11 protein-coding genes and 1 rRNA gene are annotated in these 15,191 nt (G+C 42.3%); 7 read left to right on the forward strand and 5 right to left on the reverse strand.

What is annotated here, in order from left to right:
• A 16S ribosomal RNA gene (locus FTU09_RS08440) occupies positions 1-113 on the reverse strand; the annotation flags it as partial.
• A 546-nt stretch (positions 114-659) separates the two neighbouring features.
• Here FTU09_RS08440 and FTU09_RS08445 point away from each other — a divergent pair.
• The 4 genes from FTU09_RS08445 to FTU09_RS08460 all read left to right on the forward strand — a co-directional run bounded on the left by FTU09_RS08445 (position 660) and on the right by FTU09_RS08460 (position 4,140).
• Entirely contained in the window at positions 660-1,583 is a 924-nt protein-coding gene (locus FTU09_RS08445) for a VacJ family lipoprotein (RefSeq protein WP_180079983.1), read from the forward strand.
• Between the two features lie 101 nt (positions 1,584-1,684).
• On the forward strand, positions 1,685-2,653 hold the full coding sequence (gene gigA / locus FTU09_RS08450; protein WP_096902424.1) for an RsbU family protein phosphatase GigA: 969 nt from the start codon (positions 1,685-1,687) through the stop codon (positions 2,651-2,653).
• A 113-nt stretch (positions 2,654-2,766) separates the two neighbouring features.
• A complete protein-coding gene (gene gigB, locus FTU09_RS08455; protein ID WP_070154874.1) occupies positions 2,767-3,294 on the forward strand; it encodes an anti-anti-sigma factor GigB in 528 nt (175 codons plus the stop codon).
• A gap of 21 nt (positions 3,295-3,315) precedes the next feature.
• Positions 3,316-4,140 carry a carbon-nitrogen hydrolase family protein gene (locus tag FTU09_RS08460; RefSeq protein ID WP_180060974.1) on the forward strand — a complete coding sequence of 275 codons (825 nt, stop codon included), beginning with the start codon at positions 3,316-3,318 and terminating at the stop codon, positions 4,138-4,140.
• Positions 4,141-4,220: 80 nt separating this feature from the next.
• Here FTU09_RS08460 and gspE read toward each other — a convergent pair whose 3' ends face one another.
• Positions 4,221-5,708 (reverse strand): type II secretion system ATPase GspE, encoded by a 1,488-nt coding sequence (gene gspE / locus FTU09_RS08465; protein WP_180050468.1) that lies wholly within the window; start codon positions 5,706-5,708, stop codon positions 4,221-4,223.
• Positions 5,709-5,810: 102 nt separating this feature from the next.
• Here gspE and FTU09_RS08470 point away from each other — a divergent pair, with 102 nt between their 5' ends.
• Both FTU09_RS08470 and FTU09_RS08475 read left to right on the forward strand, forming a co-directional pair.
• Positions 5,811-6,632: a hypothetical protein gene (locus FTU09_RS08470; protein WP_004975182.1), complete on the forward strand. Its 822-nt coding sequence runs from the start codon at positions 5,811-5,813 to the stop codon at positions 6,630-6,632.
• Positions 6,633-6,641: 9 nt separating this feature from the next.
• The gene (locus tag FTU09_RS08475) at positions 6,642-7,565 is read left to right on the forward strand and encodes a mechanosensitive ion channel family protein (protein WP_096902425.1); all 924 of its coding nucleotides are present in this window, start codon (positions 6,642-6,644) and stop codon (positions 7,563-7,565) included.
• Positions 7,566-7,613: 48 nt separating this feature from the next.
• Here the strand turns inward: FTU09_RS08475 and FTU09_RS08480 are convergent, their stop codons facing one another.
• Positions 7,614-10,625, reverse strand: coding sequence for a DUF2339 domain-containing protein (locus FTU09_RS08480; protein ID WP_180079985.1), 3,012 nt, complete (start codon positions 10,623-10,625; stop codon positions 7,614-7,616).
• A 182-nt stretch (positions 10,626-10,807) separates the two neighbouring features.
• Between FTU09_RS08480 and polA the strand changes: the two genes are divergently transcribed.
• On the forward strand, positions 10,808-13,567 hold the full coding sequence (gene polA / locus FTU09_RS08485; protein WP_180079987.1) for a DNA polymerase I: 2,760 nt from the start codon (positions 10,808-10,810) through the stop codon (positions 13,565-13,567).
• Between the two features lie 162 nt (positions 13,568-13,729).
• Here polA and FTU09_RS08490 read toward each other — a convergent pair whose 3' ends face one another.
• Together FTU09_RS08490 and proC are read right to left on the reverse strand one after the other, a co-directional pair.
• Positions 13,730-14,299, reverse strand: coding sequence for a YggT family protein (locus FTU09_RS08490; RefSeq protein WP_004975174.1), 570 nt, complete (start codon positions 14,297-14,299; stop codon positions 13,730-13,732).
• A gap of 42 nt (positions 14,300-14,341) precedes the next feature.
• Complete coding sequence (gene proC, locus FTU09_RS08495; protein ID WP_096902428.1) at positions 14,342-15,169, reverse strand: pyrroline-5-carboxylate reductase; 828 nt, start codon at positions 15,167-15,169, stop codon at positions 14,342-14,344.
• Between the last annotated feature and the right edge of the window lie 22 nt (positions 15,170-15,191).

Consider the following 15,191-nt stretch of genomic DNA (forward strand, 5'->3'; position numbering starts at 1 on the left):
TACTCACCCGTCCGCCGCTAGCTCAGTTACCGAAGCAACCTCGCCCGCTCGACTTGCATGTGTTAAGCCTGCCGCCAGCGTTCAATCTGAGCCATGATCAAACTCTTCAGTTAAAATCATTTTGAAGTTTTAATCTAAACTTCCAAATCTGGCTCATCAATTTTCTGACTTAAATTTCGCTCAAATAAACTTCGAGTAATTTAAACCAATCAATCAATGAAATATTTTCGATCAATCAATCAGTAAAAATCCACACAAGTTGTTCTTCATAATCTCTTAATGATCTTCTCGATGCTTCGTCAGCATCAAGCTAGGTCGGCTATATTACGCTTTATTTCTAAAGTGTCAACTGGTAATTTAAATTATTTTAAACTTCCTTTCTAAAACCCAACCCAATCGATTTCAATCAAGTCATTGTTTTACCAGAAGTTTTAATCTTCATTACCGCCGATGGATGTGCATTATAGGTGAAATATTTCGCCATGCAACACTTTTTGCAAAGGAAATATATCGAGTGTTTATTTTTTGTTCATTCTTACCTTTTCTACACACATTTTGAGCAAATTTGCTTTAATACATCGTTTCAATTAACTGTTACTATACACCCATCGGCGATATAACAGCTTTTGCTTACTCAGATTTAAGCGCTAGGATTCTTTATGTATCAACAAAAATATCTTTGGGTGTGCCTTGTTTCTTTAGGATTCATCACCTCAACACATGCGACAACGCCTTCTACTGAAGCAGCTGCTCAAGAAGAAACTGCTGAAGTTATTGCAGCAAATTCATCTTCTGAAACTAAAAGTAGTCGTTTGGATGCGCTTAAAGAATTAAAAAATGTAAAAGCCAAAGATTTAAAAGTGAATGCAAATGCTGCACAACCCGATGAAGTCAAAGACCCACTACAACCTTTGAACCGTCAGATTTATGCATTCAACGATATGTTAGATCATAATATCGCGCGTCCACTTGCGGTTCAATATACAAAGAAAGTCCCTGGTGAAGTGCGCGGGTCATATCGTCAATTCCGAAAAAACTTGGGCGAACCTTGGAATGCGGTTAACCAATTGATTCAAGGCCGCCCTTTACGTGCCGCAAAAACTTTAGGTCGTTTTAGTTTAAATACGATTACTACTTTAGGCATGGCTGACCCTGCACGTCGTTTAGGTTTAGACACGGAAGAAGAAAATTTTGGTACAACCTTGGGCTACTACGGTGTCCCTTCAGGGCCTTATGTCATGCTACCAATTTACGGCCCAAGTACTTTCCGTGATGGTTTCGGCACACTTGTAGATGGTCAGGCACGTCCACAAAAATACATTTTAGATGGCAATGACCGTTTATATTGGTCGGAGCAAGTTATGCGCGGCCTAGATACGCGCTCGCAACTCCTAGATGTAGAACAAGTATTACAGGGCGATAAATATGCCGCGATTCGGGATATTTACTTGCAACGTAAAAACTTTGAAATTGCGGAAAAGAAAGGACTCGATGCAGATAGTATTTCTTTTGTAGATGATGAAAGCGAAGAACTTTTTGATGATCAAGAAGAAATAAACCCGCCTGAAGAAAGCAAAGAATAATTTGTAAAACATTTTACTCAAGGTGAGTTTTTACTTTCCTTGAGTATTCAGGCATTGTTATAGTAACGCTTTGTTTAGGTTCAGGGTCAACACAAAACTCTATGTATTTCATTCAACCCACACGTGATATTCCATATCTAGAACAGGTGCTCGACACACTTCCTAGTGTGCAAATGATTCACATAGATGACATCAGCTTGTATGACCCAACCATTATTGCAATTGCCGATGTGCAAGATTATTTAACACATCAATGGAATTTACCCACGATTGTATTGGCCTTTGAAGATGAAGGCACAGCATTGGTGCAAGCATGGGAACAAGGCGCTTTAGCAGGTTGGTTGTGGAGTCGTTTACCAGAAAATCCACCACAAGCCTTACGCAAAATAGACGCACAATATAAACGCAATCAAGACAGCCGTGACTTACCTTCTGCGGCGGAATTACAAAAAAAATTACTGCCCAATCCTATCGAACTGTGCAACTACCGTGTAGATACGTTATTTAAGCCTTCGGCTTATTTGTCGGGCGATTGGTTTGATTACTGGAAAATCAGTGATAAAGAAATCATGTTCTATTTAGCCGATGTCTCTGGGCATGGTGTAACTAGTAGTTTACTAACGTCTTGGATGGCTGCATTTCATGGTCGCTCCAAAACACCACGCGAACTGATTAAGAAGCTGAATGGCATGTTGGTTCAAGAAAATATTGAAAAGCATATCACCATGATTAGTGGGATTTTAAATATTGAAACCCACGAACTGCGTTGGTCGAGTGCGGGGCATTATCCACCTGCCATTATTATCGAACCCAATCAAGCACCTAAAATTTTAAATACCAGTAGTTTTCCTTTAGGACTGACTGAAGATTTAGAAGTTGAGGAATTTGAGTGCGTATTAAATAAACAGGCACGTTTTATTATCTGCTCCGATGGTGCGTTAGAACCTTATAGCGGTGGTTTGAATGAACAGTTTGAACAATTGGTCTTTCACTTGCAAAATCAATCATTCCAAGCACCCGATCATGTAGCCGATGACATTGCAATCTTGAGTTTGTGTCGAACAAAATAACCAACAAATCAGCCAGTTAACTTCTTAACCCTAGATATACGACTGTAAGCTACTTGAGTCTATATAGTCGCTATGGGATAATTATCTAATCCTTCTCTGCAAATGGCATTTATATGTCAACAGGTCATGTTGAATATGCAAGTTTGAATGGAACGCATATCTTTAAGCTTTTTGGCGAAGTGCGTGCCCAATCTTGTATTAGTCTAGACAAACTACTCAGTAAAATTGAACAGCAATCCAATGTGGTGGGTGCAATTGTAGATTTAACCCAAACTACATTTATTGACAGTACAGTTTTAGGTATATTGGCTAAGCTAGGCTTAAAACTAAAACAAATCCATCAAATTCAGGCAGTTATGCTATCTACTAATCCAGACATTACTACGCTCGCAAATAGCATGGGCTTAGGACAGGTGTTTGTGATTTTAAATTACTGTGGCGATCCGACAGTCTGCACGCGTGAGCTGGTAGAAGAACACGTCACGCATAGCAATATGCTCACCACAGTATTAGATGCCCATAAAACCCTCATGAAGCTGAATGAAAACAACCAAAATATGTTCGAACCTTTGGTGAAACAGCTACAAAAAGAACAAGATAATCTTGATCAGTGTGCTGAGAAAAATCAGCAGAACGCTTGATCTTCACTCAGGAATGCTTTGATGACTTTACTTTCTGTTGCTCAAATGAACTCGCAAAACGATATTGAAGAAAACTTCAAAATCATTGAAACATTGATTCAACAGAGTAAAGCTGATGGCGCTGAACTGATCGTTTTTCCAGAAAACTTTATCTGTTTTGCGGCCGGTAAACAACGTGAAACCGCGACACAGTTTGAAAGTATTCAACAGCGTTTGGAACAGCTTGCACATCAATATCAAATCTGGATTGTGGCGGGTACATTGCCCTGCCCATATCGCCCTGATGGTTCAACAATTGCAGATGGTCGTGTGCGTACGGTCAGTTTATGTATTAGCCCAGAAAAAACTGAAGCACGTTATGACAAAATTCATTTGTTTGATGTGCAAGTTGGTGACTCTGTTGGTGGTTATCAGGAATCTAAGTTTTTTGAACCCGGCTCTGAAGTCGTTGTGGCGAAAACACCGTTTGGCAACATTGGCTTAATGGTGTGTTATGACTTGCGCTTTCCTGAATTGGCCTTAACTTTACGTGCGCAAGGCGCCAATATTTTAACTGCGCCATCGGCTTTTACTTACACCACAGGTCAAATGCATTGGCAATTGCTCTTGCAGGCGCGTGGCATGGACAGTCAATGTCAGGTTTTAGGTGCAGCCCAACAAGGTTGGCATGGTGAAAAACGTCAGACTTGGGGACATTCAGGCGCTGCCAATTCACGCGGACAGTTATTGTCAATGGTGCAAGACGAAGGTACGCAACTGATTACAGTGCCCTTTGATTTAGATGAACAAAGCAAAATTCGAGAGTCGATGCCGTTAATGCAGCATCGTCGTTTATTGCAATTTTAAAATTGAATTTCAATAAAAAGGGTTGATCAACAATATAGTGATCAACTCTTTGTATTTCTTATCTTAACCTTACTTTTTAGCTATTCAGCCGCTTCATTGGTCACGCGCAGCACTTCTTCCAAAGTGGTTTTACCTGCCAATACCTTACGCAATCCATCTTCACGAATCGAACTTGATTGCTGTCGTGCATAATCTTCCAGTTCATATTCTGCGGCATTGCCATGAATCAAACGGCGCATTGCTTCATCCACAGGGACAATTTCATAAATTGCAGTCCGCCCAGTAAAACCTGTATGTGAGCAATGTTCACAGCCTTTCGGTTGCGGAAGTTTTAAATCGCTTGCATCGGTCACACTTTTAAAGAGTTCTTGTTCAAAGTCATCTGCAGCATGCCATGTGGCGCAGTGCGAACATAAGGTGCGCACTAAACGCTGCGCGATCACCCCAATTAATGAACTTGACAGCAAGAACGGCTCGATGCCCATATCTTTTAAACGGGTGACTGCACCAATGGCCGTATTGGTATGTAGGGTAGACAGTACCAAGTGACCAGTTAAGGAAGCCTGCACTGCAATTTCGGCGGTTTCTAAGTCACGAATCTCCCCCACCATCACCACATCTGGGTCTTGGCGCAGCATGGCTTTTAAAGCACGAGCGAAGGTCATATCCACTTTGGTATTGACCTGTGTTTGCCCAATCCCTTCAAGTTGATATTCAATCGGGTCTTCTGCAGTCAAAATATTTTTAGAACCGTCATTCAGGTCTGACAAAGCTGCATATAAGGTCGTAGTTTTACCCGAACCTGTCGGCCCTGTAACCAAAATAATCCCGTGTGGTCGATGTACCAGTTGCTTTAAGCGCTCATAATCATTTTGCATCAGCCCCAAGTGCGTCATGTTTAAACGACCTGCTTGCTTATCCAGCAAACGCATTACCACCCGCTCACCATGCGAAGATGGCAGCGTTGACACACGTACATCGACCTCACGACCTGCTAGTCTGAGCGAAATACGACCATCTTGAGGGATACGTTTTTCGGCAATATCCAGTTTTGCCATGACTTTAATACGTGACACCAATAAAGGCGCAAGTTCACGGCGCGGTTGCACGATTTCACGCAACTGACCATCGACCCGCAAACGGACTGACAGTTTTTTCTCAAAAGATTCGATATGAATATCCGATGCGCCAACCCGAATCGCTTCAGACAGTAAAGCATTGATTAAACGTACAATCGGTGCATCATCTTCCTGATCCATCAGGTCTTCTGCTTCAGGAACTGAATCTGCCAAACTAAGCAAGTCAGGGTGATCTTCCAATCCCGCAGCGACTTGCTGCGACTCGCCTGTATCACCTGCAAAACTGCTGCTTAATAATTGGTGAAATTCCTGATCGCTACAAAGTTGATGCTGTGCAGGATGCCCCAAAAAACGACGCGCCTCCTGAATGGCAAGCATCGGCGTATTTTCACGACGTACAATAAAGGCATGATCGCCCTCATAACGAATTAACACCCCATGGCGTTTGGCAAAGCTATACGGTATTTGTAATTGTTTCAGTACTTGCATCAGCGATTATAATAATGATGAAAAAATTTAATTTGAGTGTACTCTAAGCGTATGACAGCGTGAAGTCTGTTTTCGCTGATTTATCAAGAAAGGGATAGGCCATTGTCACAAAATCATGAGATTTCAGAAACTGATTCGGCTAAATTAAAATGGTGGGGTGACTATGAGTTTGAGCTCAATCGTCCTAAAACGTGGCAATTTGGCTCACTCTTAGTACGTTTGACCCGTGGTATGCAAGAATGGCGTTTGGAATATTATCGCCCGCAGGTTCAATACGATTATGAACAGCAATGGCATAACATTGATGATCCTGAATTTGCCTTTCCACAACCTGTGAAAATTGAACGCTATATGTTCAAATCTACACAAAGTAAATTACAGCTCATGCCTCGTTTGGCAGACCGTTCAGTGGTGATTAAACCTGTCGATCCAATTTATATTCCTGCGGGGCAACGCGGCACCTTATATATCAGCACACCGTTGTGGATGTCTGCCTTTGTCGATGGTCAACGTGAACCCATTTTTGATTTGCCGATTATTCGCCCGAAAGATACTTGGTTTGGCCCCAATCATCGTACAGGTGAAATTTGCTATGCCACAGCAGTCGATGGCCGTACCGAATTACATCAATTAAAACCACGTGCATTTCGTGCCGTCACGCCGATTGAATTTCACAACACCAGCAATCAACAATTGCGTTTTGACCGAATGAATGTGCCTGTGCCTGCGCTGCCTTTATTTTTCAGCGAAAGTACAGGTCGTTTATGGACTTCACAAATTAAAGTGATGCATGAAGGTTTAGACCGCCCGCCACGAATTCGGATTGAAAATCGCACCCCGCCACATGCAGGTGAAGTGACCTATTTGCAACCACCGCGTGAAACGGCAGGTGCTTTATTTAATATGTTTGATTCATTTTTCTAAGAGGATGTTATGGCAGATTCCAATATTTCCAAAGAAATCACCAACAGCCTCAAAGGAATTTTTACCAGTATCAATACAGATCGTCTGACCGAAATTTTGGTCGCAATTGTATTGTCTTTGATTGGTTTCTTAATTGCACGTTTTGTTTCCAATACTTTTGTACGCACTATTGGCGCACGTTTTAATGCGCATCAACGCTTAGTTTGGCGACGCGGGATTTTTTACTTTATTTTCCTGCTGTTTGTGATGGCGAGCCTGAAAGAAGCAGGCTTTAAACTCAGCGTGTTTTTAGGTGCAGCGGGTATTTTAACCGTGGCTTTGGGTTTTGCCTCACAAACCTCGGCATCCAATTTAATTAGTGGTATGTTCCTGATTGGTGAAGGTTCTTTTGAAGTGGGCGATACCATTCAAATCACCCTGATTCGCGGACACACCATTGAAGGTGAAGTGATCTCAATTGACTTACTTTCAGTTAAATTGCTGACCCAAGACAATATTTATGTGCGTTTACCCAATGAACAATTGATTCGTGCACCCGTGCATAACTTGTCCAAGTTTCCAATCCGACGTGTGCCCATTACCCTCGCGATTAATTTTCACGAAGATATTATTAAAGTGCGTGAAGTGTTGCTCAGTGTCGCCAATCAATATCCGCTCGTGCTGTCTGACCCTAAACCCGCGGTGACAGTTACAGCTTTCCGTGAATCTTCAATTGAATTGTTGTTTGCGGTGTGGTGTCAGCAAGAAAACTTTTTAAAGGTACGTGATGAAATGCAGGAACGTATCCGTAATGGTTTCCTAGACAACCAAATCGAAATTCCTGTACCCAAAATGGGTTTTGTTGATCATCCTTTATCGCGCCCTTTAAATAATGAAGAACTTGATCAATATGCCAATGCCCAAGCACTGAAACGAGAACCTGACTTAAAGTAATCGTTTCAGTCTTCGACACTTTGCCTCTAACTAAACTTGAGGATCTGCTCAAGCTTTGGAAGACGGCGAAGTGTTGTTTTTTACGAGATCTGGCTCAGGAATTGGGGCAATATATGCAATCAGTAGCATACCTAAACCTGCAGCAAAGAATGACAGCACGCGCATTAAAGTTCCAATATTAGATAAATCTAAAAGCACCAATTTTAAGGTCACAATCACCAAAATACTGCTGCCTAAAATCCACAAGGCACGTAATTGTTTCAGACTGGCAATCCACATGGCGATACAAGCCAAACTCACCCAAAGCAAGGTCAAACTGAGCTGCACAGTGGCATCTTGCCAAACAGCAATTTGGTTGATTGGCGTTCCCAAATACAGATGTAAGGCACGTAATAGCACATAACTACTTAGCCACAGTAAACTCAAGACCATAATTACCGCTGCCAAGCCTTGGTCTAAATGGGTTTTGCGTTGCAGATTCAACATCCACAAAATAGCCACCAACATGGCTATACTGACCAAATCAAATGGATTCAAAATAGGCAGTACATAGCCGTAAAATGCGTGTTCAGTCAACAGTTGTGAACATAGCATCCACATCAACATGAAGATTAAATTGCTACGCGCATACCAAAATTTGCGCCAATCTGAATCCGGTTGTTGCCACCAACACCACGCCGCAAAGAGCAATGGTAAAATCACCACGCTGCTATACGGATGCTGTGGTAACAGCGTTAAACTCGCCATCGCCAAAATGGGTAACAGTCCTAAACTCAGCCATTCTTTGTCGCTGCGGACAGTCCATAAAGGACGCAACCACAACACACTGAGCACGCCTGCAAACAAGGCAAATAGCAGACGTTCAGTACCCGAAACCCAATGCACCGCTCCATCATAGCTACGGCTGAATAATAAACCTGCTGCAGTGAGCGAAACTGGCGTTAGACCTAACCATTTGGGCAATAGCCATGACCATGTCGCTTGACGAGAAAGTAGTACTTCGTTGATAAGTAAATAAATGACCACCACCGCCAAAAGCGTCTGTACGGTTGCAAGTTCTCCATCAAAGTAATCTAAACCTAACCATAGCCATAAACTGGTTGCAGACAACATCATTAAACACAGTACGCTCGTGGTTGCTGTGCTCAGTTGTTGTCTGAAAGCTGCACGGCTGTTGGAAAACACCACAACCGTGGCATAACTTAGGCTCAGTACCCAATAAATACTGCGCTCGAAATAAGGCAACTCTACTAAATAATACAGCCCAGATAAGCCCGCTACGGCAAACAAACCTAGTGCCAAATAACGGCTAATTTTAGAATATTGAATAAAGGCAAAAATAAACACAGCCACGCCTTGTAATGCCCAACCAATGACACTCCATTGTTCAGGCAGTAAAATAGGTGGAATCAACACACTAAAAATCAGCATCAAACTGAAATAACTTTGTGCAATAAATTGTGTCTGCCGATGCTGTTTGATCAGCCAATACAAACCTGCAAAAACCACCGCAAATAACAAACTAAAGGCTGCCTGCTCTGCTGTTTCTTCAAAATACATCAGATATAAACAGGCATAACCGACAATGGGTGCGCCAAAAATCAAGGCAAGGTCTAAAATAGGTTTCAGCTGAAACGTGGCGACATCTTCCTGTGCCAAAAGCTGACTAAAGCGAAAACCCAACCAAATAAAAATAGCCGCATGCGCCAAAACTAAAAGCGTTAGCACCTGCCGTTCAAAGATATAACCATGATAAAAGGCATAGCTGCCACCCACCACAACCGTCATTAAAAACGCAATTTGATTTAAATATTTCCACGGACGTAAACTACTTAAAATGGCAACCGAAATATTAATCAGCAAATAATAGGCAATAAATTCAATGGCTGTTGCATTACGAACAGGTAAAGTAAACGGTGCGAAATACGCAATCAGCATTGCCATGAGGGCAAGTTCGACTGATTGTTGTTTTAAACTCAGCCAGAGCGTGAGCAACATCACCACAATAAAACACAGACTGGCGATAGCTAAATTTGGAATGACCAAATTGTAATAGGCAAAAAATAAGGTCAGACACAGCCCAGCCAACCCCAAACCTTGCACACCCAAAGCAAAGCTGCGATTTTTGTTGCGTAACAGATAACCGAATACTGTCACTGCTGCACTCACGCCAGCAACGAACAAAAGTTTCACTGCCAAACTAAATTGCCAATGTTCAGTAGCAAAACGTAGCAGTAACACCACGCCTATGAGTAACACTACAATTGCTGCTTTTAATACAGGATTACCATGTATCAGCCATGATTGAGCTTGTTGCAATAAACTGTTACTTGATGAGCGCGACTGAGTTGCAAAAGGTGCAACAGACCTTGAGGATTTGGCTAAATCTGGAGCTGAATATTCTTGATGTAGATACTCTTGGTCTTGATATGGATAAGAAACTTGAGCTGCTTGTTCCCGAACAGAATTCGGCTCGCTCGATAATGTGGAATCAGATTGAATAGCGATGGTTTCAGGTTGAGAAGCGGTTGATATAACACCATCATCCACATTTGCCTTAACTGATGAAAGACTTGCATCAACTTCAGATGTATTGGCTAAAATATGCTCTGCGAATTGCGTTTGAACCTTTTTCTCTTGAGCATTGGTCTTTTGAGGATAGCTCTTTTGAGCATGCGCCTGAAGCTTAGCGGCACTTTGTAATTGCTGTAATTGATACAGTCCTTGCTCCAAACGCTGCAACCATCGCAACAACATAAAAATCCATGCACTTAAAGCAATAGATGTCAGTAAATACCAATCCAGCAATATTCCTAAAAAAGCAATAAAAGCGGCGATATATAAAGGAGTTTTAGAGCTTTGGCGTTGTACTTGTGACTGTGCATCCACAACCTGTTCCAGTGAGTTCTGCACTCGTCCCACAAAAAACATCACGCTGACCACCGCAGCAACTGCACAGATATAACTCAGCATCGGCACACCGAGCCACCATGCGCCAATTGAAATTATGATTAATAGCATGAACCAAATGATTCGAATTTCATTCTGCCCTGTCTGCATTGCTCTTCATTTTATTGATATTGTCATGGCTCCGATCATACAACAGACAGCACGATTCTGAATCAGGATTCATCAGCAATTCGGTAACTGTGCGTCTGCAACACTTGCCTTAAAAATCAGTTTCTGCGACAACTGCAAAAATCACGTACAATAAACTGCTTATTTGCAGAAGGAATCAATCCATGCCACCATTTGTCTTGGTCGATGGCTCATATTTTCTATTTCGTGCCTTTCACGCACTACCACCATTAACCACGTCAACTGGTTTACATACCAATGCTATTCGTGGCGCGATCTCTGCGATTCAAAAGTTGATGCGTCGTACTCAGCCTACTCACATGGCGGTAATTTTTGATACGCCTGAGCCGACTTTCCGTCACGAACTATCGCCAATTTATAAAGGTGACCGCCCAAGTATGCCTGAGGAACTTTCTCAGCAAATTCCATACTTACATGCTTTAATTCGTGCTTTGGGTATTCCACTTTACATGCTACCAGGCGCAGAAGCCGATGATATTATTGGAACTTTAGCCAAACGTGCCGAAGCCGAAGGACAGCAAGTACTGATTTCTACGGGCGATAAAGACATGGCGCAGTTGGTGACTGAAAAAGTTACCCTTGAAGACAGCTTCAAAGAAAAGCCAATGGATATTCAGGCTGTATTTGACAAGTTTGGCGTATGGCCGCATCAAATTATTGATTATCTGACCCTCATGGGTGATGCTTCTGATGGTATTATGGGCGTGCCTGGCATTGGCGCCAAAACTGCTGCAAAACTACTGGCCGAATATGGCTCGATTGGTGCGATTTTAGAAAATGTCGATCATATTAAAGGCAAAGTCGGACAAAATATTAAAGACAATGCCGATGGCATCGCGCTAGATCATCAACTCGCCAGCATTGTTTGTGACCTTGATCTGAACTTTGGTTATGCCGATCTAAAACTACAAGACCCTAATGTTGAAGCCTTACGCAATTTATATACCGAGCTAGAATTCCGTAATCAATTACAATCGCTCGATCATCCAAATAATCCAAATAACAGCAATTATAAACAAGCTGCAAAAACAGTCGCCGCACCGACAGCCAATGAAATTGAAACTGAAGATCAAGCCACGCAAAGCAGTGTTGATGATCAACTCGGTGCAGCAACATACCACACCATTTTAGATCAGGCGCATTGGGATGCTTTGCTGCAACGCTTGCAAACTGCACAGCGTTTTGCCTTTGATACAGAAACCACCAGTCTGGATTATCGCGTTGCAGAAATTGTTGGTTTTTCTATCGCGTTCGATGCCAAAGATGCCTATTACGTACCATTGGCGCATGATTATGAGGGCGCACCACAGCAGCTCAACCGTGATCAGGTTTTGGCACAAATCAAACCTATTTTAGAAAATAATGCGGTGGATAAAATTGGGCATCATTTAAAATATGATGCGCATGTGCTTGAAAATCACGGTATTCATTTACAAGGTTGGTATTTCGATACCATGTTGGCATCTTATGTGCTTAACTCTGTCGCAACCCGTCACGGCATGGATGACGTGGCACGCTTATATTTAAGCCACCTGACCACATCTTATGAGCAAATTGCAGGCAAAGGCGTCAAGCAAAAAACTTTCAATCAAATTGAAATTGAAACGGCTGCGCACTACGCTGCAGAAGATGCGCATGTTACGTATCGTTTATATGAAGTGCTGTCTGCGAAGCTACAAAAGCATCCTGAATTGGTCAATATTTTGCACAACATCGAAATGCCTGTGGCGCGTGTGCTGACCAGTATGGAAGAAAATGGCATTCAGCTTGATCTGAAATTTTTAGATCAATTGGGTGTCGATTTTTCCCAAACCATGCAAGATTTGGAAAACCAAATTGTAGAATTGGCAGGTGAAAACTTTAATGTCAGCTCACCGAAACAAGTGGGCGAAATCCTGTTTGATAAACTCGGACTCAAAGGCGGCAAGAAAACCGCAACAGGTCAATACAGTACCAGTGAAAGTGTTTTGGAAAAAATTGAGCATCCGATCAGTAGTTTAATTTTAGACTACCGTGGTTTATCTAAACTCAAAAGCACCTATACCGATGGCTTACTGAAACAAGCCAACAACGATACGCATCGAGTGCATACCAGTTATCACCAAGCTTTGACTGCAACAGGGCGTTTATCTTCTACTGATCCAAACTTACAAAACATTCCAATTCGTACCGAAATTGGTCGTCAAATTCGTAAAGCCTTTGTCGCACCTGAAGGTCGCGTGTTGTTGGCAGCCGACTACTCGCAAATCGAATTGCGTTTAATGGCACATTTTTCACAAGATGATGCCCTACTCGATGCCTTTAACCATGGACAAGACGTGCACCGCCGTACTGCGGCAGAAGTCTTGGGTATTGCCTTAGAAGACGTAACCTCAGATCAGCGTCGTCAGGCCAAAGCTGTAAACTTCGGTCTGCTCTACGGCATGTCGGAATTTGGCTTAATTCGTCAGCTTGGGTTTACCCGTGAAGAATCACAAAACTACATCAAGCAATACTTCCAGCGTTATCCGGGCATTTATGAATATATGCAACGTACCCGCCAAGTCGCGCTAGAACAAGGTTTTGTAGAAACTATTTTAGGTCGTCGCCTCTATACGCCAGATATTGCTGCACGTAATATGATGGTACGTAAAGCGGCAGAACGTGCGGCAATTAACGCGCCATTACAAGGCTCTGCAGCTGATATTATTAAAATGGCGATGATTGAAGTCGACAAAATGTTACCGCAAGCGCAAGCCAAAATGTTGCTGCAAGTACACGATGAATTGGTATTTGAAGTCGATGCAGATGCGGCAGATGAACTCGCGCCGAAGTTGGCAGAAGTCATGCAATCTGTGGTGGAAATTTCTGTACCATTGGTGGTGGAAGTCGGAAAAGGCAATAACTGGGATGAAGCGCATTAAAGTCGTTGCGCTCTCTTTTTTCAGCACCTTCCTTCGCCTAGAAGGAGGTCAGGATGCAGGTTATTTGTATTTCTGAAGACTCATTAAGGTCGTCAGCCCAAACTTAAACTACAAAAAAAGGACTCGATTTGAGTCCTTTTTAATGTTTTAGGATAATGCGACTTATAAGCCAGTCAGCAATACAATCGCTACCTGATTCATAATAATTTCAGCGATATATAAAGCCAAAAATGCAATAATTGGCGACAAATCAATCATGCCCATGTTCGGCAATAAACGACGAAATGGTGCTAATAACGGCTCTGCCAACTCTTGAATCACCTCAATATACGGGCCACGAGATTGAGTAAACATCACCACCCAACTCAAAATAATGGTGGCAAAAATCAAATAACGACAGAAACGGATTAAATCCTGAATCATGGTCACAAAAGTCAGAATCAGTAAGTGAATTGGACTATTCGGCATCGCACCATTGAGATACATAACACCAAAAATTTTGAGTAGATACAACACCACCAACAAAGCCAAGGCTGCAGAGTTAACTCGACCTTTGCCAACCGTTGGAAAAATACGTCCAAATACATCTACAATTTTGGTGGCTTTAATGGTTGAAAGCACCACAGGGTTATAAGGACTCACCGCTGCCAATTGCATTAAGAAACGGAAGAATACGAGCAAAATCGCTACGTTAATGATAATGCCAAAAATTAGCGCAGAATTTGCACCCATACTTAAACTTTCCTAAAATTTAAATTCATTGTTTTTCAATAATTAAATACTATCACTCAACTCTTGCGCTAATTCTTGACTACGCGTTTTAGCAGCAGCCAATGCCGCCTGAATATTTTGTGAAATTTGCGCATGATCAAACACTTCAATTGCCGCTTGGGTCGTGCCATTTGGTGAAGTTACATTTTTGCGTAATTCTGCAGGTGTATTCGAGCTGGTAATTGCCATTTGTGCTGCACCCAAAGCAGTTTGTAACGTCAGTGCTGTCGCCACTTTTTCATCTAAACCTAAGTTCTTGCCTGCACGAATCATACTTTCCATCAAATAGAAGAAATATGCTGGCCCTGAACCAGATACTGCAGTCACAGCATCAATTTGCGCCTCAGAGTTTACCCAAATAGTTAAACCTGTCGCTGCCAAAACCTGACTTGCCAATTCACGGTCAGTGCTATTGACCTGTTCGGTTGCATACAAACCATGTGCACCTGTTTGCACCAAAGCAGGCGTATTTGGCATTACCCGCACTACACGTTCTGTACGTAATAACTCAGAAATCGTGGCAATTTCTGCGCCCGCAACAATCGAAATCACCAGTTTATCTTCAAACTGACCGTGCAATGGACGCAATACTTGTGCCAAAACCTGTGGTTTGACTGCAAATACCACAATATCTGCATCTGCAATCGCGGCCAAATTATCCTCAGTGACATGCACATCTTTTTCTTTTAATAATTCACGCACTTGTTCTACAGGGTCTGAAACTGTAATACGGGTTGGCGGCAAACCTCTGGCAATCAAACCACCAATCAAGGCTTGCGCCATGTTGCCACCGCCAATGAAACTAATATTACAATTCAATACTGCACTCATGATTCACGCTCTTCGTTGAGTT

The sequence above is a fragment of the Acinetobacter sp. YH12058 genome (genome assembly GCF_013419805.1).
Lineage (GTDB): Bacteria > Pseudomonadota > Gammaproteobacteria > Pseudomonadales > Moraxellaceae > Acinetobacter > Acinetobacter towneri.